We start from the raw sequence: 24,401 nt of genomic DNA on the forward strand, positions 1-24,401 counted from the left end.
CCCAAAATCTATGCGGGAATTTCCCTTGTCCGCCCAGGTTTTACGCAGCCTGGCTTTCCCGCTCCCGATCGAGAACCTCTACCTCCCTATGCTCCGGGCGCTGCTCTGTCTCAAGCGGCAGCAGTTCGTCCCCGCTAACCGCTTCCGTCACCCGGCTCTCGTACTCGCTGACGCCGGACCGGAGGATCTGCCGAATCGTCTCGGCGCTGATGCTGTCCACGACGCCCGTCGCCATCACATACTTTCGCAAGCGCTGCAACGACCAACGCTTGAAAGGCAGACCAAGATCCTGGGGATTGGCCTGGGCCAGCTTGATGATCGCCAGGCGTTGCTCCTCCGTGAAGCGAGGCGGCCGTCCGGGGGATTTACCGGATTGAAGGCCGGACACTCCATGTGCGTTGAATCGGTGGATCCACTTGCGTACGTTGATCGGATGGAGTCCAACCCGGGCGCTGATCTGCGGCACCGTGTAGCCTTGTGCGGAGAGTAGGATAATGCGAGCACGCTTGCTCATATGAATGTCGTCACGACGCTGCGCCAACTCTCGCAAACGCTTCTGTTCGTTGTCTCGCAGAAGGCGTACATAGATGGCCATATTCTATCCCCTCCACGATATGCAGTGATGGTCTGAGCTTCCTGCTGTGGGCCCACTCCCGGCAAAGGGTTCTGTGATGAACCCGGCTTCCTCACCGGGATGGGGCACACTGCCCACTTGGTCTGTTTGGTAATGTAGACGTCGAAGCCCCCAAAAGGACGCGCTCAATTTTGGAAAAAACGCCAAAATCAGCGCTTCCTTGAACGGCCCGACGCTACACCCGGGCATGACGCATGCCTTCAGGAAGCGTCAGACATGAAATGCAATTAGCAGGGAAACGCTCGCTGCCGTGGTGGGGATGGGTAGCAGCGCGTGAGCGGATCAAGCTGTGCGGAGAAAAGCCAAGAAGCAGGTCAGAATCGTACGAGTGCTCCGTCGGCTGGGAAGCATGGACGCGATCAGCGATGTTCGTCCGTCCCTCGGCCCCAAGTGGGCACGAACCCCCTACTCGGAAGGTCGAGCCGCACCGGCTACATCAGGCTGATTTCCGGACCATCCCGCTGCCCGACGCACCAAAGCCTCAGCGCGTACCAAAAGCTCTCGCATGTTAAACGGCTCTACGACATATGCATCCGCTCCCTTATCCAGTCCCTGGACGATGTCCTTTCTGGCCGCATTGGATACAAGCAGCAGCAGAGGGATCCGAGAGCGGCGACGCAATTCCTCACACAGGGCATATCCTCCGGGACCAGGATGGGTGATCTCCATGATGACCAGATCATAGGCCTGTCTTTCCAATGAGGTTAATGATTCCTCACAGGGTGCCAGAATGGAGACATCCCATCCACGCTCACGAAAGGCAGGAACCACCCCTTCCGAGCCCGTGGTCTCGTTCCTGGAGAGGAAAAGCAATCGCCGTCGCATCCCTAGGGTGTCTCCCAAAGCCGCTGCTGTAGCCCTACGGCTTTCCGCATCATGCTCTATCCCCACCCTAGAGCAGACGTGTACATGCGGACTGACTGTCATCTGAGATCCACTTCCAACATATTACACCGCCCGAAAGTCCCTGCTTGTACGGATTCACATCCGCCGTCATTATACCCCTCGCCCCTCTGGGTTCCAATAGACAATGCTTACGAGAAGCTTACAATATTGTTACATCACTTACTGGATGGGAGCGGTGTGCAACCCGGCGTTTCCCCAGTCAGCAGACACGATTCCGCGCGGCGCTATCATATATATAGAAAACGATGGCGGACTGCGGAAAGATACGCCACACAGGCTGCATTCGGCCGGGCCTCCCCCCGCCTCAGCCACAATCTCCTTCTGCCGGTCGAGGCCCATCCTCCGCCCACATCCTCCCGGCCCTTTCATGCTATCGCGGAACCACCATTCCGCAATAGCGCCGCCGGACTATCGTCCGGCGCCCCGTCCCAGCCCTCATCGCCAACCACAGCAACCCAATCAAGAAACCGCCCAGCTTCAGTCCCTGACCTGCCCCGCCCAACCCCGCCCACCCGAATCAGGCCGGGAAGGGGTGGGGCCAGGATTGAAAAGGGGCTATTGGGACGAAGGGAGGCCCCTCCGTACCATCCCCTCGCTTTGTCATTTCCCCGCCCTTGCGTATAATGACAAGTGCGCCGACGAGGATCTCGCGCGGAGGTGAGGCAGATGCCGTTATATGAATATGAGTGTGAGGCCTGTGGAGTGCGATTCGAGCGAGTACAGCATTTCTCCGATCCCCCACTGAGCGTCTGCCCGGATTGCGGGGGCAAGGTGCACCGGGTGATCCATCCGGTGGGCATCATCTTCAAGGGATCAGGCTTCTATGTGACGGATAACCGAAGCAAGTCGCCTACGCTGAGCAGCAACGGGGGAGGGAAAGAGGAGAAGAAGAGCGAGGGATCGAAGGAGTCGTCTTCCACTGATAAGCAGTCCGACTGAGCGGAACTCGTATGAAGGTCTAGGGATGCAAAACCCCATGGTTTGACCATGGGGTTCTTGTTTCGCCGATCTTTGGCAGACGGCCTGCGATGATCCGTTATAATTGAAAGCCGCGGCCGGCCGGCACCACCTTCTGCTTGTAATTCGTCACGTACGTCATCAGCTTGGCGTGGAGCTCCTTCCACTCCTCGCTGGCCAGGATCTGGCGCATCGTCTCCAGATCCTCTGTGACGGCGCCCGTCAACATCTGGGGCCCATCGCCAAAGAGGGTGTACCATTGCTCTGTCGGCTGCAGTCCTAAGCGCATCAGGCCCGGGGCGAATTCTCGGACCACGAATTCGAAATAAGACTGTTCGCGGCCAGGTTTAATATCCCAGCTCATGAGCAACTTCATCATATGAAGTGCAACCTCCCATGGGCCTCGCTCTCATACATCTCCCGCACGCATTCCCAATATATCCACCCATTTGCAAAATCGCTTGTAATCCGTTATGAAGTCGCTGACAGGTCAATGACACACCACGAGATAGGATACCAGAAGCAACGCTTTTGTGCAAATGCTTAAAAGAGTCCCTTACCGATCCTTGGTCCTTTTCTGGCTGCTTTGCGCCCTTTTGGGGCTGTATCTGCCCATCCCGGCGCGGGCGCAATCCCCGCGCCCGGAAGGCGAGCTGACTATCATTCCGGCGGAGAGGTCCCCCGCGCAGCTGCGCACCCAGATCGTCGACGTCCGGATGGAGCAGACGGGAGCGGAGATCATCGCCTATGTGGACGTCCGCCTCACCCTCCAAAATCCGGAGAGGAGCCAGCTCTCCATCGGCCTCCTGATCCAGGGTTCAGATGCCATCCCGGCCGAGGCGATCCAACTGTTCGCGAACGACAGCCCCCTATCGTTGAAGCCGACGGAGCCCCCGGCGCGTTTCTTCTCCAGGGTGCTCCTGCCCCCCAACCGCCGGGTGGAGCTGAGCCTGCAATACGCCTACTCCCTGGGCACGGGCCCCCTGGTCTCCTTCTCCTATCCCCTGCACGCCGCCTGGCCCTCCCCGGACGGCAGCACCCGGGTCCGACTGCAACTGCCCCCGGGTACCCCGCGTGAGGCATGGGTATCCACCATCCCCGCCCCCACATCGTTCGATGGCCAAGCGATCGAGTGGCACTTTGAAGAGGCGGCACCGGACATCCGGCTGCAGATGCAATTCGTCCATCCCCACGCTTGGGCTCAGATCAGCCCGGCAGGCCAGGACGCGACGGATCTCCAGGACATGACCGCCCGGATGGAGACGCTGGTGGCCCTGGCCTCCGCGGACGCCCCCGACGGCCCCGCTTTCGAGCGCTTCTACCCGATGGCCCTGGCCCAGATCGACCGCTTGCTCCGAGCTGATCCGGATTACCCTCAGGCGCACCTGGCGTTGGCCCGGCTGTACGCGCTCCATCAGGACGAGAGCGGACAGCTCTCCCTCGCCTACGCGGCGCTGGTGGCCGCGGAGGCCCAGACGGCGGCTCAGGCCGGCGCCCCGGCCGAACAGGTCACCCCGCTGCTCCGGCGTGCCTACCAACGCCTGCTGGATGACGCCCGCGCGGCCGGCCGCTGGGAGGAGGCCCTCGCCTACCTCGACAAGCTGGCCTCCCTGGGCGACCGCACCGAGCCAGCGGACGAGACGAGGGAAAGATTGCTCATCGACGTGGCGCGCAAACACCTCCAGGACGGCAACTGGGCGGAGGCTGCCAGGATCGTACGCGACACCTGGGACATCCCCGAGGTCGATCGCATGGCGCCGCCCTGGCTGCAATCGATGGTCATCACGGTGGAGACGGATCCGATGCAACGGGTGATCACCGCCTGGTTCTTCCCCGCGCCCGGCCGCCAACAGGAGGCTGCTCCCCAGATACGCCGCGCCATGGAGTCCCTGCAGGCCATCACGGAGGCGCAGGCCACCGCCTCCACGACCGAGGAGCGGATCGAGCTACGACTCGTCATCCCGCGAGGAAACGATACCTACTTCGTGACACTGAACCGGGCGCTGGCGAACACCCTGCCCCCCTACCCGGAGTGGGCCTTCCTGGCCCAGCTCCTGCGCCCCGAGACGTTCCGCTGGCGGCAAACCGAGAATTGGTGGCGTCAGCGCGTCTCCTACGAGGAGGTCATCAACCTGCGCCCTCCCGGTGATGTGTGGCGCTCCTACGCCAGCCAGGTTGAGCAGACGGCGGAGCGCATCGCGGCGGAACAGCCAGAGCCCGTCGCCAACCTCATCCGGGAGATGGGACGGTTCAGCGCGTCCTCCTGGCGCGCCCTGAACCTCCACGCCCAGGCCCGCTATCAGGTTTACCTCGTTCCAGGGGACCACGCCGAGCCCCGGCAGTGGCTGCTGCTGCCCGACGAGCGGCGCCACCTGTCGGCATCGGCGGAGAGGCTCCTGCCCTGGCTGCCGCACAGGCTGCGGCCTTAGCCTCCGGTGGAGCACGGCAGCGCGCTACCCAACATAGGGTTGTACCTCACGAGAAGGCAATCTCTAAGCGGTCCTCATCCCCAGCCGTGCTCTCTACCCTCCGCCCATTCTGGCAAGGCAAGACATGCTTTGCCCCCACGGGCGTCACGTATGCCCATTATGAGCGTTGGACCTTGCAAACGCCCTGGAGGGGAGGCAAGGCTTTTCAAAGCTCAAACACCTGCCCCTGAAATCTTACTATAGGGGCGCCCCCCGTGGGCGCCTGAGGCAGCCACAAGGGCTGCCTCTACAAGATTCGTTAGAGTGTATCTGAAAAATGTCGTTGCTTCTGCTGTGGGGAGGCTCGGAGGAACGGAGCCACCCCGGAAAAAGCCCTTCTTTTGCCTTCGACCTGCCTGGCCTCGGCCTGAGTCCTTCGGGAAGGGCCGAGAAAGGCAGGTATAGGCCGGAAAAGTGGGATTTCCGTGGAGGGGAGGGTCCCTCCACACCTCCCCCTGTGGAGCTGGTCGTTGAGGGAGACCCGCACGCACATTGCCGATAAATTTTCAGACACATTCATAGAACGCTGAAAAGCCCGGGAGGGGAGGCGGGCTTACTTGACCCACAGGACCCCCGGCCGTACAATCCCCTTGGGACGATGACACCCGCTCCTGACCCCATGCCCATGGACGTGCGAGGTCAGGCCGACCAAGGACGTGAAAAATGACCAGCGAGCTGACGGAGAGGTGGAGGAGATACAGGATCTCATCGGCGGGGATCGCGCAAATCCAGGCCGAAGACGTGGGGGGATGGGCGACCGCGATCATCCTGAGCCTGCTGCTATTAAGCCTGGGGTGGTCCCTGAGCGCAGCTCGCTGGGCGGAGGGGCTGGACATCCTGCAGGTCATCATCTTGGGCGGCGTCACCGTGGGCATCCTCATGGCCCGCAGCCGATTCGATGGCCTGTTCCCCGTGCTCCACAGCCTGATCACCGGAAGCGCCTGGATATTCTATTGGGTCAGCACACTGATCGAGGGCGACTTCACGTCGCGAGAACGGGTGTACGAGCTGTTCATCCGATGGTACACCTGGTTCCAACAGGCCATCAGCGGCGGCTCCTCCAATGATAACCTGATCTTCATCCTGGAGCTGGCCTTCCTGGCATGGTGGCTCTCCTTTTTGGCCGGGTGGGCGGTCTTCCGTGAACAGCGGGTGTGGCGAGTCATCGTCCCCGTGGGCATCGCCCTGATCATCAACGCCTACTACGCCGGCGGGCTCACCGGATACCTGCTCTTCTACTTCCTCATGGCCCTGCTCCTGCTGATCCGCGTCAACCTCGGCCGGTACGAGGCATGGTGGCGTGCGGCGGACATCCGCTACGCCCCGGACGTTCACTTCGACTTCATGCGCAACGGGTTCATCTTCGCCGTCCTCGTCATCGCCCTGGCCTGGGGGCTGCCCAACGTCCACGCCAACCGATGGATCGAGCAACTGCTACGCCCGCTGGAAGGCCCCTGGAGCTCCGTACAGGAGGAGTGGCGCCGGCTGTTCACCTCCCTGAACTACCAGCCCACAACGGCGGTCGGGGGGTTCAGCAAGACGCTGACGCTCTCCGGATACCGCAACGTGGGGGATCGGGTCGTCATGGAGGTGCAGGCCCAGGGAGCCGACCGCTGGTACTGGCGAGGGATCGGCTATGACACCTACACCGGCCGGGGGTGGGTGAACACCGACGAGGAGCTCATCGTCCTGCCGCCATCCCGCCTGCCGGATCTCCCCTCATACGGGATGCGCCGGACCGTCACGCAGACGATCACCATCCTCGTGCCGGAGGGGAACATGCTGTTCGCCGCCCCGCTGCCCGCGGGGGCCTCCATCCCCGCCCGAGCCGAGGTGAGCCTGCTCCCACCCGAGACGTACAATCCCGGCCTCCCCCCGGAGGAGGTCCAGGGTGCGGAGAACGTGCGGCCGGTGGACATCTCCATCATGCTCAGCCGGGAGCCGCTATACGAGGGGGACAGCTACACCACGCGCTCCTACATCAGCGTGGTGGACATCGAGAGCCTGCGCAACGCGGGCGACGCGTACCCGACCTACATCGCGGAGCGCTACCTCCAGCTCCCGGATACGCTGCCCGAGCGCGTGCGGGCGCTGGCGGAGGAGATCACCGCCGGATACGACAACGCATACGACAAGGCGACCGCCCTGGAGTCCTACCTGCGGCAGATCGAGTACAACGACGATATCCCGCCCCCGCCCCCGGGCATGGATGGCGTGGACTACTTCCTGTTCGACATCCGGGCGGGGTACTGCGATTATTACGCCTCCGCTATGGCGGTCATGGCCCGAGCGGTGGGGATCCCGGCCCGGGTAGCCTCCGGCTACGCCCAGGGGGAATGGGACGAGGAGGCACAGGTCTATCGCGTGCGAGAGCTGGACGCGCACACGTGGGTGGAGGTCTACTTCCCGGGGTACGGCTGGATCGAGTTCGAGCCGACGGCATCACAGCCCCCGATCGAGCGACCGGAGCGCCCCCCGGAGGCGCCCTACGCGAACTACACGGCGCCGCCGGATAACTCAGTGGACCAGGAGCCGCCGCCCGACGACCTGGGGCTCCCACGAGACGAAAATCAGGGGCCCATCAACGCCCCCCTATCCTCGAGGATGGCTCCACCCTGGCTCGGCGCGATCCTCGCCGCGATCGTGCTCCTGGTGGCCGCGATCGCGGGCGTCGGGCTGCGCGCTCGATCGCAAGCCCGGGGGCCGCGCATGGCCGGTCGCCTGTACGCGAGCCTGCTGCGGTGGGCCGCACGGCTGGGCATCGCCTTATCGCCCGCATACACCCCCTACGAGCAGGCTTCCGTGATCGAGGCCTCGCTACCCGGAAGTCGCCCGCACGCCTCCCGCATCACCGACGCGTACGTGCGGGATCAGTTCAGCCCCCATCCGCTGCCGCCTGAGGAACAGCACGACGTGTGGCAGAGCTGGAAGACGCTGCGGCCACTGCTGTGGAAGCGCTGGATCAGACGACGGCTGGGGCTCCACCAGCCCGAGGCATAAACCTGTCAGCCCGGAAAACGAATCCCCCCGCAGCCCGATCCCTCACGGCTGATGGGGGGATTTCCATTTCGCTCCCGATCGGGAAGCACCCGTCCCATACCCTCGTTCTATGGAGGAAGGACCCTCACCGCTCCGATGGACGCTCCGCGATGATCCAGGAACGAAAGGCCTCATCCGCCTCATACCACGCCCGGACCCCCAATCCCGAGAAGAGGTCCACGAGGGCGGCGGGAGGCAGGAACCGGCTGCGCATGAGCATCAACCGCTCCGCCAGCGCGACGAGCTTCACCGGCCAGCGCCGGATGTCCGGCTCCTCGATGACCAGACGTCCCCCCGGGGCGAGCACGCGCACCAGCTCGCGGGCGGCGGCCTGCTGATCCCCCAGGTGATGGAAGGCATCCACCACCAGAACCCGGGCGAATGTCCCATCGGGAAAGGGCAGGCGCTCCACGTTCGTGTTCACCAGGGCCAGTCCCGGCTTCCCACGCGCCTGCCGCAACATCCCCCAGGACAGGTCTATGACCACGACTCCATCGGCGCCATCGCGCAACGCCTGGGCCACGCGGCCGGTTCCCCCCGCCGCGTCCAGAATCCACCCCGAGGTCGGCAACTGCAGGAGCTCTCGCAGCCGGGACGCCCCCTGTCCCTGGAACACCCGATCGTACAAAGGGGCAATGAGGTCGAAATGATCCAACGGCATCCCACCCTCTCCAGAAAGCACTGCGCCGGACCGCGCGGTCCGGCGCAAGAGATCACAAACTCTTGAAACCCCGACCGTACCCTATCGGGCACGAGCCCGACGACGACGGGGCACTCGCTTCCTGCGAACCGGGCTCAGGGCCAACCACGCGGCCAGGCCCGGCTGCCACACCAACCATAACAGCGCCGTCATGATGATCGCCGACGCCAGGCACCACACGCATGTGGCCCCGATGACGAAGGGCTCCAGAAAGGTCAGATAGATGGAGAACAGAACGCCCAACGCCGTGAAGGCCAGCAGGGCCACCCTCCCTCGCTCCGCCATCCGCCCTTGCCCCCAACGGCTCACCCCCCAGGCGGCAAGGATCGCCGCGTAGCCGGCCACCCCCAAAATCCCGATGGGGATCACGCCGAACAGATGGGCATAGGGGCTCTGCTGCACGGTGTTGCAGTTGCCGACGGGGCCGCAGACGGCGGATGCGTGGGCGATCTCCACATAGCTGAGGTAGAGGGCGATGGCCAGCCCGGCGATCGACAGAGCCGGCACCACCCACTCACGTTCGCCCGCGCTCGCCACAGGGTGCCACTGGCCCCGTCGTCCCCGACCAACCTGGACGCCCACCCACACGAAGACGAGCACCATGGCCACCAGGACCACGATGGCGATCGCGTTGGCGGGCATGTCCTGGCCGATCCGCTCCGCTAAGGAGACCTTCCCGCCCGACGAGCCCACGAACTTCTCAGGAACGAAGCCGGGGATATCCGGCCAATCGATCCCCCCAGCCGCCAGCCCCTCCTCGATGATCCGTGGGAACCGCTCCGGGATCTCCATGGACCCCACGAGCACCTGATCTCCCACGATCAGGGTGGGCACGCCGCGACGATTGGGAGGGATGCCGAAGCGGTGAATGGCGGCGTTGTACAGCTCCTGCCCCTCGCTCTCCAACACGTTCACCTCGGCGATCTGCAACTGATCGCCGAACCGCTCCTGCAGCGGCGGCAGATCCTCCGTCATCACCTTGTGGCAGTGTGGGCACGTCGGGGAGAAGAACAGCACCGCGCGCACCACCGGCTCCGCCGCAGCGCCGGGGATCACAGCCCACAGGCTCAACCATATCGCGAATACCAGACCCATCACCCGCATAACCGAGCGTCCCCTCCCTGGGCCGTTGAAAGGCCCGAGGGTTAAGATTCGCAGCATCCCCGTGCACACGCGCCGCCTCCCAGGCGGCCGTGATCTTCACCCTACTGAGCGCCCAGCTCCTGCAGCAGCTGCCTCGCCTTATCCATGGCCCGCTCGTCCTGCCCCGGGCCGATCTCCAGGAAATGCTGGAAGTTGGCGATGGCCTCCTCGCGCCGTCCCTCCAGCTTATCCACCATCCCCAGCCCAAAGTAGACCTCGGGCAGGTCGGGATCCAGGGCCTTGGCCTTTTCAAACGACGCCCGGGCCGACACCAGGTCCCCCTGTTGCACCTGGGCCGCCCCCAATAGATAGTGAAGCGCCGCATCCCCCGGAGCGATGGCCAAGCCCGCCTGGAACTGGGCGATCGCCTCGTCTATGCGTCCCAACTGGTAGTAGACCACCCCCAGGTTCGAGTGTGCGCCCACATCGTCCGGAGCCAACTCCAGGACCTTCCGGTACGCCGTCATCGCCTGTTCCAGCTTGCCCGCACGCGTGTACGCGTTGCCCAACAGGAAGTGGGCATCTCGATTATCGGGGGCGATCTCGACGGCCTTCTCCAACTGCTCGATCGCCTTGGCGACATCGCCCGTCTGCAACGCCTCACGGCCGGCCGTGATATACGCCTGGGGATCGCCAGCCGGGGCCGACTCCTCGTCGGAACATCCCACAGCGATCGCCAGGACCAGGAGCAGGCTCAGCCCCACCATCGCCAGGACAAAGGCCCCCCTCCACCGCATGCGGACGGGAGCGGCAGCCGGCGGAAGGCCTTCGCGATCATAGACTCCAGACATGGGATCCGCCTTTGCCAATAGCTCTTATTGCTTGTAATCCAAGAGGACCACCTGCGTCTCATCGGGGAGGCTGGAGGAGGAGATCTTGAGCACCTCCTGGGGCTCCACGCTGCTCACCCCCATCGCCCGCAGGAATTTGTCGATCTTGTCCAGATTCCGAGTGCAGGCAGGCGTCTTATAGTGCATGGGGATGACGATGCGCGGCTCCAGCTGGCTCACCACCTCGGCCGCCCGGCTGGCGTCCAGCGTGCGCCCGCCGCCGACGGGGATCAACAAGATCCCCACCTCGCCGATCGCCTCGGCCTGCTCCTCGGAAAGCAGGTGCCCCAGGTCGCCCAGATGACACACGCTGATGCCGTTGAAGTCGAACAGGAAGACCGTGTTCCGCTCATCGGGCTGCCCACGCTTGCGAGCATGCCAGGTGGGAATCCCGGTGATGAACACGCCACGGATCTCGTACTCGCCCGGACCGCTCAGCACCTTGGGATCGCCTTTGATGGCACGAACATGGGAGTGACCGGGCGCCGCGTGACTGCTCGTCACCACATCCGCCCGTAGCCGCGGGAGCGTATACCCCAGATCCTTATCATAAGGGTCCGTTACGATGGAAATTCCCCTCTCTCGCAGGCGGAAACAGGCATGCCCATACCAGGTGATCTCCAATGAAGCCTCCTTTCCACCATAATCGAGCGCATTATACTCGAAAGAAAAAGGCGGGGCAACCTTCTTCGCCCCGCTCCGGCATATATATCCTGCTCTGATCTTCCACAGCTTCCCACTATTATCCGCGCCCGCCTACCTCCTGCGAGCACCCGCAAGCGCTCGTCCGCGCTGCTTGCCGAAAAGTTCCACCCGCCAACGCAGCTCGGCATCTCGGGTCAGCTTGTACGCCTGTCCCCCGTCATGTCCCTCGGCTTCCAACAACCCCAGCAGCACCAGGTCATCCAACTCAGCACGCACAGCCTGAGGGCGATATCCCGTCTCGTGCGCGACCTCCGCCGCGGTCACCGGGATATCCATGCGCCGAGCGAAGAAGGCGATGATGTCTCGTCGGATCGGGTTGTTGGCGAAGTAGCGAATGAACGCCATCAAAGCCATATCCAGAGACGATCGGCCATCATCCTCGGCCGTTGGGAAGGAGGACCGTGACTGCAAAGCTGAAACTCCCAACATCTATGCCATCCCCTTTGCACAGAGTGATGCCGATTGGCAATGCCACCGAGAATACCTTAAGCCATGATACCGCCTCCGAACAATAGTACCCGCCAGCCAAGCCCCCTCTTCTACAACAGTACCTTGGTATGAGCGAACAGGGACGGGAAGCCCCCCGTGTGCCAGAACAGCACCCCTTCATCCCGATGGATCTCGCCGCGCCGCACCATATCCACCAGCGCGCTCATCACCCGAGCGGTGTAGACGGGATCCAGCAGTATCCCCTCCGTGCGGGCCACCAGCCGGATGGCCCGCACATCCTCCTCGGTCACAACGCCATATCCCTCCCCCAGATACTCGTCATGCACGACGAAGTCCTGGGATTGGAACGCATGGGGCACCCCCAGGCGCTGGAGGGCCTGGGTCGCGATCTCCGCCAGACACGGACGCAACGTGTTCGCCGAACGATCGTTGCTGATCCCGTGAATGACCCCATCAAAGCCGGTCAGGTACGCGCCGGCCATCAGACCCGCGTGCGTGCCTCCCGAGCTCGAGGAGACGAAGATATGCCGGATCGGCGCATCCAGGGCGCTGAGCTGGTCCTGCAACTCCCACATCGCCAGGGCATACCCCACCGCCCCCACCGCGTTCGATCCGCCGATGGGGATCACGTACGGACGATGTCCTTGCTCCCGTAGCTCCTCCGCGACATCCGCCATGACCTCCTCGCGCGAGCGGTCGCCCGCCCATCGGATCTGAGCCCCCAGCAGGTGATCCAACAGCAGATTGCCGGTCACCTCCGGCGGGGGGGATCCTCGCAGGACCAGCGTGCACTTGAGCCCGTTGCGAACGGCCGCGGCCGCCGTCTGCCGGCAGTGATTGGACTGCGCCGCGCCCGCCGTGATCAGCCAGTCCGCGCCCTGCTCCAGCGCCTCACCCACCAAGAACTCCAGTTTGCGGGCCTTGTTGCCACCACCCGCCAGCCCGGTCTGGTCATCCCGCTTCACCCACAACGATGGGCCGCCCAGCATCTGAGCGAGCCGGGGCATCTCCTCCAGCGGCGTCGGGAGATGCGCCAGATCCACGCGCGGTAACCGATCCCATCGATCCGTCGACATGCCAACCTCCTCATCCGTGGACATCCGCAGCAGCGATCCCAGCTCCCCCATCATAAGGCGCTTTGTCCTCCCAGACCATCCGGATCGAAAGCGTTCCGAATGCGGATCGACGCCTGATAGGCGACGGCATCCGGGCTCTCCCCCACCCGGGGGAGGCATCCATCGCGGCCCGTTTTCCCCACACAGAGGATATACAATCAAATGGCATAGCAATTTGACGTGCCACCGGGCCCCGTTTATACTGAGGTCGAGTCCTGATTCCCCTCTTTCGCAATACAAGTGTGAGCCGCGTCGATCTCGCAATCGGCCGAGCTGGCACGACTCTGGCAATTGGAGATCGGAAATACATGCGTGTACTGATCACCGGTGGCGCTGGATTTCTCGGCTCTGCACTGGCACGACGCCTGGTCGCCGATGGACATCAGGTGCGCGTGCTGGACGACCTCAGCGCCGGCGATTCGACTCGACTTCCCCCTGAGGTGCTCTTCACCCGCGGCGACGTCCGCGATCGCCCGAAGCTTTGGACCGTGCTCCAGGGTGTGCAATGCGTGTTCCATCTGGCCGCGCGGGTCTCCGTGGCGGAATCGGTCGCGTACCCCCGCGAGTACAACGACGTGAACGTGGGCGGGACCGTGGCCCTGATGGAGGCCATGCGTGACGTGGGAGTACGCCGGGTGGTCCTGGCCTCATCGGGGACCGTCTACGGCGATCAGCCCCGCCAGCCCGTAGACGAGGACATGCGCCCCAATCCGCTGGCGCCTTACGCGGTGAGCAAGATCGCGGCGGAATATTACGTGTTCACGCTGGGGGCGCTCTACGGGATCGAGACCGTCGCCCTGCGGATCTTCAACGCGTATGGCCCCGGCCAACCCCTGCCGCCGGTCCACGCCCCGGTCATCCCGCAGTTCCTCAAGCAAACCCTGAACGGGGGCTCCCTGGTGATCTTCGGGGATGGGATGCAGACGCGAGATTTCGTCTACGTGGACGACGTCGTGGAGGCGCTCGTGGCGGCGGCGACGGCCCCGGGTGTCGATCGGCAGATCATCAACGTGGGCTCCGGGGAAGAGGTGAGCATCAACACCCTGGTACGCACCATCGCGGAGATCACCCATCGCCGTCCATCGGTGTTATACAATGAGAAGCAGTCAGGGGGCGTGTCCCGACTGGTGGCCAGCCTGGAGAAGGCACGAGCCCTGTTGAACTACCGCCCGCGGGTCGATCTGCGCACCGGTCTACAGCGATTCCTGGCGGAGGACGATCGCCTTCGCGCCTACATGGTCGAGTCCACCCAGTGAGGCCTCCTCCACCGGAAGGATCCCGCTTGGACTTTCCCCCCGCATCATCCCTCCCACGCCCATACGGACGAAGAAGCGCCCGGTTGCCCCGGGCGCTCCCAATTTCCGGACGGTTTGACGTTCGCGTCTAGCGATGCACCACGACCGGCGTGCCCAACGGCGCCCACTCATAGAGCCATTTCGCCTCCGAGGTGCGCATGTTCACACATCCGTGGCTCATCGGCTGCCCGAAGTTGTTGTGCCAGTACGTCCCATGAAGCGCATAGCCCGCATAGAAGTACATCACATAAGGGACATTGGGCAGGTAATAGCCGGGGCCGGACATCGTCTGGGCCCGGAGCTTCTGACGGATCCGGAAGCGTCCCAGGACCGTGGGCGTTGCGGGCAGTCCCGTGCTCACCTGGGTGGAGAAGATGAGCCGATCCCCCTCATACGCGTTGAGCGTCTGGGTCGTCACGTTGACCTCGATCCATTTCCCCTCTATGGATGTCTCGAATCTACTATCCGGGGGATGCCGGTCGGTCCACTGCGAGGGCCGCATCGTGGGCACAGGCCTGGCCTCCGAAGGTGCCTGGCCGTTCGGTATGACCAGCCGCTGTCCGGCGTATAGGAGATTGGGGTTTCTCACCCGGTTGGCGGACAGGATCGCCTGAACCGTCACGCCGTACTTCTGAGCGATGCTGGCCAGGAACTCCCCCCTTTGCACCACATGCACAATCGGCGTGGGCGAGGCGGGTGGGGAGGCGGGCTCCGCCGTCGAGGACGCGATAGGCGCCGCCGTGGTAGGAGGAGGTGTTGGCGTCGCCGTGGGCGTGGGTGACGAGGTCGGCGTCGGAGGTATGGGCGTAGGGGTCGGCGTCGGAGGCACCTGCGTTGGGGGCGGCGCGGGGGTCGGCGGTGCGGGCGTCGACGTGGATGCCGCCATCGCCACAACCATGGTCTCCGACACCGGGGGCAGCAGCTCCGGGTGAATGGGGTCCGGCAGCATCAGAGGGGTCGGCGTAGGGGATGGGGTGACCTGCGTGGCCACACTCACCGAGCCGGGGATCACGAGCCGCTGTCCCACGTAGAGCACGTTGCCGTTCGCCAGCCGGTTCGCTCGCATCAAAGCCTGGACCGTCGTTCCATACCGCTGCGCGATCAGGGCTAGGTATTCCCCCCGGCGCACGATGTGGATCCGCCTGTCGCCAGGCGGCGCGACGGAGAGCCCCGCGGCGGCCGAGCGCCCCGCGGTCGTCGAGACCGGGATGCGCAGCCGCTGTCCCACATACACGAAATTCGGGTTCCGCAGTCCGTTATAAGCAGCGATCTGAGCGACCGTGGTATGATAGCGGGCCGCGATGGTAGCCAGCGTCTCCCCGCGACGCACCCGGTGGACCACCTCATCCGCGTGCGGGGCGGGCGCCGGCTGCGCCCACACGACGGCCGGGGACATGAAGATCAAGAGGGAGATGAAGGCCACACAAAACCTGTACAGGATCGATCGATACCTACCAGTCATCCTCTGCTCCTTGTGACCAAGCGATGTTCGGGGGTTCTTACGGGCGCCTGTGCGTTGCGAGTGATGGTGCAACACGCCCAGAACGCAAGGAGTACAGGGGGATTCGGAAGCCCTACATCAGGGACAGGACGACCATGGATCATCGACACCTCCATTGCAGGTTCGCCCCACCCGTCATGCAGGCCGCCCCCAAGAGGTGGCCTTCAGGAAAATCCGTATGAAATCGTGGTTAGTATAGCAAAAATTTCGGACAATGGCAATAGGCAATATTGGAAGCTGGCGAGAGGTGGCCCTCAGCCGTGGGGGGCATGTTGCAATCTACTATTCCTATCCCCCTTTTGTGAAGGGACCACTATATGTGCTATAATTCATATAACACAGGTCTCCCAAGGGAATTTCACATAGTTCTTATGAACGTGAGACAGGCATGTAGGGAACTTTTACAAGGGGCTCCAGAGGGCTCATGCACGCCCGCTGACAATCAAGGGGGATCGAGGGTCTCGTTGCTGTCCCAGGACGACAACGATCCGCTCCGCTACCCCGAATCGGTGGAAGGGGATGTCAGAACAACCTAAAGTCCTTCTGGTCGACGACGAGCCCGACACACTTCACTTAGTGCAACGCTTCCTGTTGGCTGAAGGGTTTCGGGTGATTGAGGCCATCGACGGCAAGCAGGCCCTCGAACTATACGAACGAGAGCAGCCGGACCTGATCCTTCTTGACATCATCCTGCCGCACATTGACGGCGTGCGGGTGCTGAAGCAGATTCGCGAACAGGACCGCGTAACGGGCATCATCATGGTCAGCGCGTTGAGCTCGGAGCGGCTGACCATCGAGTGCATGCAGGCCGGCGCGGATGACTACGTCAGCAAGCCTTTTCCTCTAAAGGAGATTCGCTCCCGCGTCCAACAGGTGCTGGAGAAAACCCGGCTCCGCCGCAAGAACGCGGAGCTCCAGCAGCAAATCGATGAACTCAACGCGAAGATGAGCATCCTGATCCGGCGATATATACCCCGCCGGGTCGCGGAGCGCCTCCTGCAAGAGCCCGGCTTCCCCAGCCTGGGAGGCACGCGCCAGGAGGTCACCATCCTGTTCGTCGACCTGCGCGACTTCTCCCCGCTCGCGACATCGCTACCGCCCGACCGGCTGATCCACATCCTGAACACCTACCTGTCCGCGATCGCGGACGTGGTGCTGGCGCATGAGGGCACGCTGGACAAATTCATGGGCGACGGCGCGATGATCCTCTTCAACGCTCCCATGCCCCAGGAGGATCACATTGAGCGCGCCATCCGGACCGCGCTGGAGCTGAAGCGAGTGGTGGAAAAGCTCGACGTCCCCCTGGAGGACCATCGGCTCTCTATCAGCATGGGGATCCACACCGGCGATGCGGTGGTGGGCAACATAGGCAGCCAACATCTCATGAACTACACCGCCATCGGCGACGCGGTGGTCCTGGCCAAGCGCCTGCAGGAGATCGCGGAGACGGGCCAGATCCTGGTCAGCAAGGAGATCTACCAGCAGGTTCGCGACATCGCGATCGTGGAGGAGATCGGCATGGTCTCCGTGAAGGGCAGGACGGAGCCCGTCCAGGCGTACAACATCGTGGGGCTGAAGACGGAAACGGACGAGAGGCTTCCATTATCAGAGGAGTGAGGGAAATCCTATGCGCATCAGAGGATGGGTTGTATGGGCAGCACGCTGCCTTCTCATATCGATCATTCTGGGGAGTAGTGTGCTCGGAGCCGTGGCCCAGACGCCCACGCCGGAAGAGATCAACGCCATCGCGAAGGAGCTGTGGTGCCCGCTCTGTTCCGGCGTTCGTCTGGATGTCTGTGAACTGAAGGCATGCATACAGATGCGAGAGGTCATCGCCCTTAAACTGGCGGAAGGGGCCACTCCCGAGGAGATCAAAGCCTACTTCGTGGAACAGTACGGGCCACAGGTGCTGGGTGAGCCCCCTCGCAAGGGATTCTCCCTGTTCGCCTGGATCCTGCCGTTTGCGGCACTGGCCGGAGGCGCCGGCTGGCTCATCTATCAGGGTCGGCGCTGGTCCGCGCACAGGCGCATCGCACGCACCGCCGAGGTCACGCGCTCCCCCGACTTGTCCCAGGATGAGTATGCGAGAAGACTAGAGGAGGAGTTGAGGAACCTTGACTGAAACGATTGCAGAGGGGACAACCCAAGGCACTCAACGGCGGTCCAGCCTGGGCATGGGACTGATCCTGGTCATCATACTCGCCTTCCTGGCGCTTCTCACCTATGGGCAGATCCGGAAGGGGATCAGCCAACCCAAGAGCGGCCCCGCCCCGGATTTCACCCTTACGCTGTTCGACGGAGGGGAGATCACCCTGAGCGATCTGCGCGGCCGCCCCGTGATCCTAAACTTCTGGGCCAGCTGGTGCGATCCATGTAAGGACGAGGCGCCGCTGTTGGAAGCCGCCTGGCGTCGCTACAAGGACCAGGGACTGATGGTCATCGGCGTGGATTACCTGGACCAGGAGCCCCAGGCGCGAGCGTATCTGGAGGAGTTCCAGATCACATATCCTAATGGCCCCGATCTGGGCAGCAGGATCGCTCGCCGCTATTTCATCCGCGGCGTGCCGGAAACGTTCTTCATCGATCCTAACGGCGAGATCCGCAGCTTCAAGGAAGGGCCGTTCGTCGACATGGCCGAGCTGGAGGCCCGGATCCAGGAGATCATGCCCTAGTGCGTGTTTGAGAAACCCCGCTGCCCCCGCTACGGGGAGGCCCAGAGGGGCAGGGCTCCTCCGAAGGAACCTATGCTTCCGCCTCTGACCCGCCCGCTCTCGATCCAGAGCCTTGTGAAAAGGGCCGAGAAAGGCGGGTACAGGCCAGGAAGATGGGATCTCCTGCGGAGGGGAATCCCCTCCACACCCTCCCCTGTGGAACATACCGTTGGGGGACGGCCTCAGACGCCTGGCCGGTGAATTTTCAGACACGCGCTGAATAACGTGAGGATACGTGCTCCCCGATCAAGCGTGCAGGTGTCTTGAGCACGAAAGAACTCCAAGAGTTGGACAAAGGAACCGACTATGATACCGGATGTAGGATACATAGCGCTGGCGGTGGCGTTCGTGATCGCGCTGTTGGGGACCATCACCTCCGTGGTCGGAGCGCAGCGCCGCCGCCCGGAATGGGTGGAAAGCGGTCGAAACGCCGTCTTCGTGGTAGGAGGCCTCGTCATCATCGCCTCCCTGGCGCTGTGGTACGCGCTGATGACGGGAGACTTCAGTATCGAGTACGTCGCGGCACACACCGAGCGCAGCCTCCCGCCCTTCTACAAGTTCTCCAGCTTCTGGGGAGGGCAGGCCGGCTCGCTGCTCTTCTGGGCCCTCATCCTGAGCATCTACTCGATAGCCGCCGCGATCAGCTTCCGCGGACAACACCAACGCATGATGCCCTACGTGCACGCGACGCTGCTGGTGGTCAGCCTGCTCTTCCTGTCGCTTCTGCTGTTCGCCTCCAACCCCTTCAAGCGACTCTCCTTCGTCCCGCCCGACGGCTCAGGGCTGAACCCACTTCTGCAGAACTATTGGATGGTCTTGCACCCGGTCGGCCTGTACCTGGGATTCGTGGGATTCACCGTCCCGTTCGCGTTCGCCGTGGCGGCCCTGGTGACCAAGCAGCTGGGGAACACCTGGGTGCGCACGATCCGACGCTGGACGTTGATCTCGTGGCTGTTCCTCTCCATCGGCATCCTGATGGGCTCGCAATGGGCCTACGCCGAACTGGGCTGGGGCGGATATTGGGCCTGGGACCCCGTGGAGAACGCCTCCTTCCTGCCCTGGCTGACCGCCACCGCCTTTCTGCACTCGATCATGATCCAGGAACGCCGCGGGATGCTGAAGATCTGGAACATGACCCTGATCCTGCTCACGTTCGAGCTGACCCTGATCGGCACCTTCATCACCCGCAGCGGCATCATCGAGTCCGTACACGCCTTCGCGCTGTCCAACATCGGCCCCATCTTCCTGTCCTTCATCGCGGTCTCCACCATCGGCTTCCTGGCGCTGATGCGGGATCGCCTTCCCCTGCTGCGCGACGAACATGAGCTGGACGGGATGCTCTCACGAGAGGCGGGCTTCCTGCTGAACAACCTGGTCCTGGTGGGGATCATGTTCGCGACGCTGCTGGGTACCCTGTTCCCGATCATCACGGAGGCCGTGAGCAACACCAAGATCTCGGTCAGCGCGCCGTTCTTCAACAAGGTGAACGGGCCGATCTTCCTGGGGCTGCTCATCCTGATGGGGGTCTGTCCGCTGCTGGGTTGGCGCATCTCCACCTGGGACACGATCCGACGCCAGTTCACGTGGCCGGCGATCGCCACCCTCATCGGGGTGGCCATCCTGATCCTCGTCGGCGTGCGGAAGCCGCTTCCCCTCGCCGGGCTAGGGGTCTGCCTTCTGATCGTCTCCACCATCGGACAGGAGTTCATCTACGGGGTCATGGCCCGCCGCAGCGCGACCGGGGAAGGCTGGCTGCGAGCCATGGGGAACCTGATCCGTCGCAACCAGCGGCGCTACGGCGGCTACATCGTGCACCTGGGCGTCGTCCTCATGGCCGTCGGCATCATCGGGAACTCGTTCTACCAATCCGAGGCGCAGGCCAATCTGGCCGTGGGTGAGAGCCTCTCCATTCAGAATTACACGCTGGTTTACCGCGGCCTGGGACAGCGCACCACGGCAAACCACGAGGCGATCTTCGCCAACCTGGATATCTATCGCGACGGCAAGTATATCGGCACGCTCCGCCCACAGAAGAACCTCTACTTCAAGACGCCGGAGCAGCCCACCACCGAGGTGGGAATCCGCATCGGGCTGTGGGAGGACCTTTACACCGTGTTGGCTGGCTGGGAGGACGGCGGCGCGCGAGCATCGCTGAAGGTCTACGTGAACCCGATGATGAGCTGGCTATGGCTCGGCGGAGCGGTGTTGATGTTGGGGACCGTCATCGCCATGTGGCCCAACCGTCGCCAGCCGGCCCGGGTCTCCGCCCGCATGCCAGCGGGAGCCGCGCCCACGGCGTGACCTCGGCTCCCGTAACGGGCGGCGGGGACCATCGTCTTCTTTCAAAGATCAAGGGGGAGGCAGGATTCAGACATCATGATCATCGTGATAGCCATTCTCATGGCCGCCATCTCCGTCGCCATCGTCGCCTGGCCTATCGTGCAACAGAGGCGATCGAACCATGTGGATACCGAGGGATCCGACGCCCTCGCCGAGCTGATGGAGCGCCGGGACAGCCTGCTGGCCGCGATCAAGGATCTGGAGTTCGATTACGCGATGGGCAAGATGGCGGAAGAGGATTTTCAAGTCCTGAATGCCCAATTACGGTCGGAGGCGATCGAAGTCCTCAAGCAGATCGATCAGCGCCAGGGCGTCAAGCCTGGCAAAGCGGCAGCCCGCCTGGAGCGCGAGATCTCACGCCGACGACGCAAGGCCGCGGCCCCGGCCGAGGACCTCGAAGCCCAAATAGAGGCTGAGATCGCAGCGCTCCGCCGACGATCCGCCCGGCGGGCGCCCGCCTCCGATCAGGCAGCCGGATTCTGTACCCGGTGCGGGGCGCCGCTCGAGGAGGGGGACCGTTTCTGCGGGCGCTGTGGCACGCCCGTCGCCTCTCCGGACGCGGCATGAAGCTTCCGTCTGAACGACAAACGAAGCCCCGACCCATGGGTCGGGGCTCCTCATGTTTCACGCTCAGTCACGGAAGGGTCCCAAGCAACCTACTGAGCCGCCCTCGGTCGGGTTGGCCGAACCCAGCCCCCTCAGGGCCGACCGACATCGGTCGAGGATGCTGCCCCGACCGTGTCCCCAAAATGGACCCTCACCACGACCAGCGCTCTGCCGTTCAATTGCTCGGGACTCGCTTCCGTATATAATTTAGCACGTCGGATGGACGGTGTCAATAGGGCCAAGCTTACCAATCGTGTTCCCCGGGGCCTTCCCCGCCCTCCCTACGTTTTTGCAACTCAGAGCACAGCCCCGCCCGGTCGCCGCGCTCAAACGAGAGGCCAGGGGTGACTACGCCCGGGGCCCGGCCCGGGGAAACGCGGAACCCGCAACACCCGCTCCACACGCAGGACGAACGCGCGGATCTCCTCCTCTGAGAGAAGGTGTCCCAACGCCTCTCGCAACTCGCCGGACTCCATCAGATGCTGACGCAACTCCCTCAGATCGTCCAGATATCGACGGGGAACCGGCTTGCCCTGAAAATCCCAGATCACCGTGCGCAGCTTGCGCTGGACGTGAAAGGTCAGCCCATGGTCCACCGCCCAGATCCGCCCATCGCGCCCCAGCAGGCAGTGCCCTCCTTTGCGATCCGCGTTGTTGGTGATGAGATCGAAGAGGGCGATGGGAAGCAGATCCCGCAGGCGCTCCTCACGAAAGGTGAAATAGTGAACCTCTGGGTCGTGATCGATGTAAAGCTGGAGCGATCCCAACCCATGCGGCCCCTCACGCAACACCGTGGGAGGAATCCACGGCCATCCCAACGCCTGGCTGACCAGATACGACGCCATCTCCCGCAGGCACAACGTCCCCGCCGGGAAATCCCATAACGGCGTCTCACCCCGCTGGGGCTTGTAGACGGCCAGCGCAGCCAGCGTATCATCCCGGACCGTAACCAGGAAGGTATAGTTGGAGCTCCACGGGATCAGCCCTTGCGGCTCGATCTCGCCCTCGCTCAGCAGCTTCAGGATCCGACCGACATCAACCGCTACCGCCTGTTCCAGGTCAACCTGCGATCTCTCCTCAGCTGACTCGTCCCGCGCCATCTCGCACCCTGCACCCGATCTCTTGATACCTGCCCTTCCGCTCATACCACAAAGAGCCGTCGACCGACTCAATAAGCGAGCCCGCCACCCCGGCCCGCCGCCTAGTATAGCATGAAAGCATCGCCCGCGACAACGATCGCATCAACAGATCAGGAAGCTTCTTCTGAGAATGTGCCTGAAAAATGCCGTTGCTTCTGCTATGGGGAGGCCCAGAGGGGCTCCGCCCCTCCGGAAAAAGCCCTTCTTTTGCCTTCGACCTGCCTGGCCTCGGCCTGGGTCCTGCGGGAAGGGCCGAGAAAGGCAGATGCAGGCCGAAAAAGTGGGGTTTTCCGTGGAGGGGAGGCCCCCTCCACACCTCCCCCTGTGGAGCTAGTCGTTGAGGGAGATCCCTCGGACATCTTGCCGGTAAATTTTCAGACACGCTCTGAGCCCCCTCGAGCTCCCCGCCGCATTTCCATACGAAACAGATATCCCCCCCCTCAATAGAGGTAGCGCGTTCTTTTCATGGAGGCCATCCCGCCAGATGCAAACTTCCTTGCGCGTTCTGGCGATGCAGCCCCTTCCATGCTATCATAGCCCGGCCGAAGGGCTCCGCCTCTACGATCAAGCGGCGAGAGCCTCTCACGACACCGGGGGAATCCGCCGGACAGAGCATAGAGGGAAACGGTGACGCATACAGAGAAACGGAAGCTGGTGGGACTGACGTACGCCGCAATGGCGCAGCACGGCATCGCCCTGGTGCTGATGGGCCCCGTACTGCCATCGATCATGGAGACGTTCAAGGTTCATGAGTCCGCGGCCGGGCTCATGCTGGGCCTCGGCTCTTTGGGATTCGCTTTGGGCCCGATGGTCGCCGGGACGATCACCGATCGAGCCGGGGTCAAGCGGGCGCTGCTCCTGGGGCTGTGGATCGAGGCGCTCATGCTCGGCCTGTTGGGATTCGCCCCGGCCTTCCGCTGGATCATCATCACCAACATGCTGTTGCACTTCTTCGCCGCCTTCGTGGAGACGTCCGTGAACGTGATGCCGACGCTCATCGAGCGCCGCAACGCCGGCTCCCTGATGAACATCGTGCACCTCTTCTTCAGCGTGGGAGCACTGGTCTCCCCGATCCTGGCCGGGATGATCCTGAAGACCACGGGAAGCTGGAGGCTGGTCTTCTGGTTCGTCGCCCTGCCCACGATCCTGCTGGCTCTGATCGCCTGGCGTACCCCCTTCCCGGACCAGCGCGCGGGGGCGGCCAAGACGAAGCGCCCTGTGCCCCTGGGGACCCTTCTGCGCGATCGCTCGATCTTGCTGGGAGCGCTGGCTCTCTTCCTCTACGTCGGCGCCGAGGTGGGCGTCTCCAACTGGATCGTCCTCTACCTGAAGCGCCGGCTGGGATTCGCTACCCTGGCCTCGACCTCCGGGCTATCCGTGCTGTGGGTGGGGATCATGGTGGGCCGGTATCTGAACTCCCGGCTGGCCCGAACCCGCTCCAGCCGAGAGCTGGTGCTGTGGGCGGGCGTAGGCGGGCTGTTCACCGGCCTCGGGCTGCTCACGGCCCGCACCCCGCTGATGGCGTACGTCTGGCTGGGGGCGATCGGCTTGTGCATGTCCGGCGTGTTCCCCAACATCATGGCCGAACTGAACGGACGAGATCCGGCGCGAGCGGGCGCCGTGACGGGCATCCTGACGGTGGGGGCAGCCGCCGGCGCCATGGTCTCACAGCCGCTGCTGGGCGTGGTCGCCGAGCGAATGGGGCTGCCAGTGGCCATGGCGCTGCCAGGGATCATGATGGGTCTTTTGACCGTCGCGTACCTGGGGGCGGTCGACATCAAGCCCGGGGAACGGGAGATGGAGGCGGCCAATCCGTGAACTGTCCTCAGCCGGTGGGCAAAAACAATCGCCCGGCCGATTTC

21 protein-coding genes are annotated in these 24,401 nt (G+C 63.5%); 10 read left to right on the top strand and 11 right to left on the bottom strand.

The features are described 5' to 3' along the window. Nucleotides 1-40 precede the first annotated feature (40 nt). The gene (locus GXP39_16930) at nucleotides 41-595 is read right to left on the bottom strand and encodes a helix-turn-helix domain containing protein (GenBank protein NOZ29716.1); all 555 of its coding nucleotides are present in this window, start codon (nucleotides 593-595) and stop codon (nucleotides 41-43) included. Between the two features lie 444 nt (nucleotides 596-1,039). After that, complete coding sequence (locus GXP39_16935; protein NOZ29717.1) at nucleotides 1,040-1,459, bottom strand: response regulator transcription factor; 420 nt, start codon at nucleotides 1,457-1,459, stop codon at nucleotides 1,040-1,042. Between the two features lie 747 nt (nucleotides 1,460-2,206). Between GXP39_16935 and GXP39_16940 the strand changes: the two genes are divergently transcribed. Continuing rightward, nucleotides 2,207-2,479 carry a zinc ribbon domain-containing protein gene (locus GXP39_16940; GenBank protein ID NOZ29718.1) on the top strand — a complete coding sequence of 91 codons (273 nt, stop codon included), beginning with the start codon at nucleotides 2,207-2,209 and terminating at the stop codon, nucleotides 2,477-2,479. A gap of 97 nt (nucleotides 2,480-2,576) precedes the next feature. Here GXP39_16940 and GXP39_16945 read toward each other — a convergent pair whose 3' ends face one another. Then, nucleotides 2,577-2,876 (bottom strand): hypothetical protein, encoded by a 300-nt coding sequence (locus tag GXP39_16945; GenBank protein ID NOZ29719.1) that lies wholly within the window; start codon nucleotides 2,874-2,876, stop codon nucleotides 2,577-2,579. Nucleotides 2,877-3,063: 187 nt separating this feature from the next. On the opposite strand from GXP39_16945, the gene GXP39_16950 reads away from it, so the two are divergent. Together GXP39_16950 and GXP39_16955 are read left to right on the top strand one after the other, a co-directional pair. Beyond that, complete coding sequence (locus tag GXP39_16950; GenBank protein ID NOZ29720.1) at nucleotides 3,064-4,926, top strand: hypothetical protein; 1,863 nt, start codon at nucleotides 3,064-3,066, stop codon at nucleotides 4,924-4,926. Nucleotides 4,927-5,628: 702 nt separating this feature from the next. After that, nucleotides 5,629-7,965 (top strand): transglutaminase domain-containing protein, encoded by a 2,337-nt coding sequence (locus GXP39_16955; protein NOZ29721.1) that lies wholly within the window; start codon nucleotides 5,629-5,631, stop codon nucleotides 7,963-7,965. Between the two features lie 124 nt (nucleotides 7,966-8,089). Here the strand turns inward: GXP39_16955 and GXP39_16960 are convergent, their stop codons facing one another. From GXP39_16960 to GXP39_16985, 6 genes are all read right to left on the bottom strand, one after another. Beyond that, the gene (locus GXP39_16960) at nucleotides 8,090-8,665 is read right to left on the bottom strand and encodes a methyltransferase domain-containing protein (GenBank protein ID NOZ29722.1); all 576 of its coding nucleotides are present in this window, start codon (nucleotides 8,663-8,665) and stop codon (nucleotides 8,090-8,092) included. An 81-nt stretch (nucleotides 8,666-8,746) separates the two neighbouring features. Further along, nucleotides 8,747-9,808: a vitamin K epoxide reductase gene (locus GXP39_16965; GenBank protein ID NOZ29723.1), complete on the bottom strand. Its 1,062-nt coding sequence runs from the start codon at nucleotides 9,806-9,808 to the stop codon at nucleotides 8,747-8,749. A gap of 101 nt (nucleotides 9,809-9,909) precedes the next feature. Further along, complete coding sequence (locus GXP39_16970) at nucleotides 9,910-10,638, bottom strand: tetratricopeptide repeat protein (protein ID NOZ29724.1); 729 nt, start codon at nucleotides 10,636-10,638, stop codon at nucleotides 9,910-9,912. A 24-nt stretch (nucleotides 10,639-10,662) separates the two neighbouring features. Continuing rightward, on the bottom strand, nucleotides 10,663-11,301 hold the full coding sequence (locus tag GXP39_16975) for an MBL fold metallo-hydrolase (GenBank protein ID NOZ29725.1): 639 nt from the start codon (nucleotides 11,299-11,301) through the stop codon (nucleotides 10,663-10,665). Nucleotides 11,302-11,433: 132 nt separating this feature from the next. After that, a complete protein-coding gene (locus GXP39_16980) occupies nucleotides 11,434-11,811 on the bottom strand; it encodes a hypothetical protein (GenBank protein ID NOZ29726.1) in 378 nt (125 codons plus the stop codon). Nucleotides 11,812-11,921: 110 nt separating this feature from the next. Then, nucleotides 11,922-12,908, bottom strand: coding sequence for a D-cysteine desulfhydrase family protein (locus GXP39_16985; GenBank protein NOZ29727.1), 987 nt, complete (start codon nucleotides 12,906-12,908; stop codon nucleotides 11,922-11,924). A 347-nt stretch (nucleotides 12,909-13,255) separates the two neighbouring features. Between GXP39_16985 and GXP39_16990 the strand changes: the two genes are divergently transcribed. Then, the gene (locus tag GXP39_16990; protein NOZ29728.1) at nucleotides 13,256-14,203 is read left to right on the top strand and encodes an NAD-dependent epimerase/dehydratase family protein; all 948 of its coding nucleotides are present in this window, start codon (nucleotides 13,256-13,258) and stop codon (nucleotides 14,201-14,203) included. Between the two features lie 127 nt (nucleotides 14,204-14,330). Here the strand turns inward: GXP39_16990 and GXP39_16995 are convergent, their stop codons facing one another. Next, nucleotides 14,331-15,704, bottom strand: a complete 1,374-nt coding sequence (locus tag GXP39_16995; GenBank protein NOZ29729.1) for a LysM peptidoglycan-binding domain-containing protein — start codon at nucleotides 15,702-15,704, stop codon at nucleotides 14,331-14,333. 558 nt (nucleotides 15,705-16,262) lie between these two features. Here GXP39_16995 and GXP39_17000 point away from each other — a divergent pair. The 5 genes from GXP39_17000 (at nucleotide 16,263) to GXP39_17020 (ending at nucleotide 21,361) form a co-directional block, all read left to right on the top strand. Next, entirely contained in the window at nucleotides 16,263-17,360 is a 1,098-nt protein-coding gene (locus tag GXP39_17000; GenBank protein ID NOZ29730.1) for an adenylate/guanylate cyclase domain-containing response regulator, read from the top strand. Between the two features lie 79 nt (nucleotides 17,361-17,439). After that, nucleotides 17,440-17,865, top strand: coding sequence for a cytochrome c-type biogenesis protein CcmH (locus GXP39_17005; GenBank protein ID NOZ29731.1), 426 nt, complete (start codon nucleotides 17,440-17,442; stop codon nucleotides 17,863-17,865). Then, a complete protein-coding gene (locus tag GXP39_17010; protein ID NOZ29732.1) occupies nucleotides 17,858-18,415 on the top strand; it encodes a TlpA family protein disulfide reductase in 558 nt (185 codons plus the stop codon). The genes GXP39_17005 and GXP39_17010 overlap by 8 nt, the downstream gene beginning before the upstream one ends. Nucleotides 18,416-18,760: 345 nt before the next feature. Next, nucleotides 18,761-20,755, top strand: coding sequence for a heme lyase CcmF/NrfE family subunit (locus GXP39_17015; GenBank protein NOZ29733.1), 1,995 nt, complete (start codon nucleotides 18,761-18,763; stop codon nucleotides 20,753-20,755). Between the two features lie 75 nt (nucleotides 20,756-20,830). Then, nucleotides 20,831-21,361 (top strand): zinc ribbon domain-containing protein, encoded by a 531-nt coding sequence (locus GXP39_17020; protein NOZ29734.1) that lies wholly within the window; start codon nucleotides 20,831-20,833, stop codon nucleotides 21,359-21,361. Nucleotides 21,362-21,726: 365 nt separating this feature from the next. On the opposite strand, the gene GXP39_17025 is transcribed toward GXP39_17020, so the two are convergent. Beyond that, complete coding sequence (locus GXP39_17025; protein ID NOZ29735.1) at nucleotides 21,727-22,500, bottom strand: SCO1664 family protein; 774 nt, start codon at nucleotides 22,498-22,500, stop codon at nucleotides 21,727-21,729. 666 nt (nucleotides 22,501-23,166) lie between these two features. Here GXP39_17025 and GXP39_17030 point away from each other — a divergent pair. Then, a complete protein-coding gene (locus GXP39_17030; protein ID NOZ29736.1) occupies nucleotides 23,167-24,357 on the top strand; it encodes an MFS transporter in 1,191 nt (396 codons plus the stop codon). The last annotated feature ends 44 nt before the right edge of the window (nucleotides 24,358-24,401 follow it).

The sequence above is a fragment of the Chloroflexota bacterium genome (assembly GCA_013152435.1).
In the GTDB taxonomy this organism is placed as follows: domain Bacteria; phylum Chloroflexota; class Anaerolineae; order DUEN01; family DUEN01; genus DUEN01.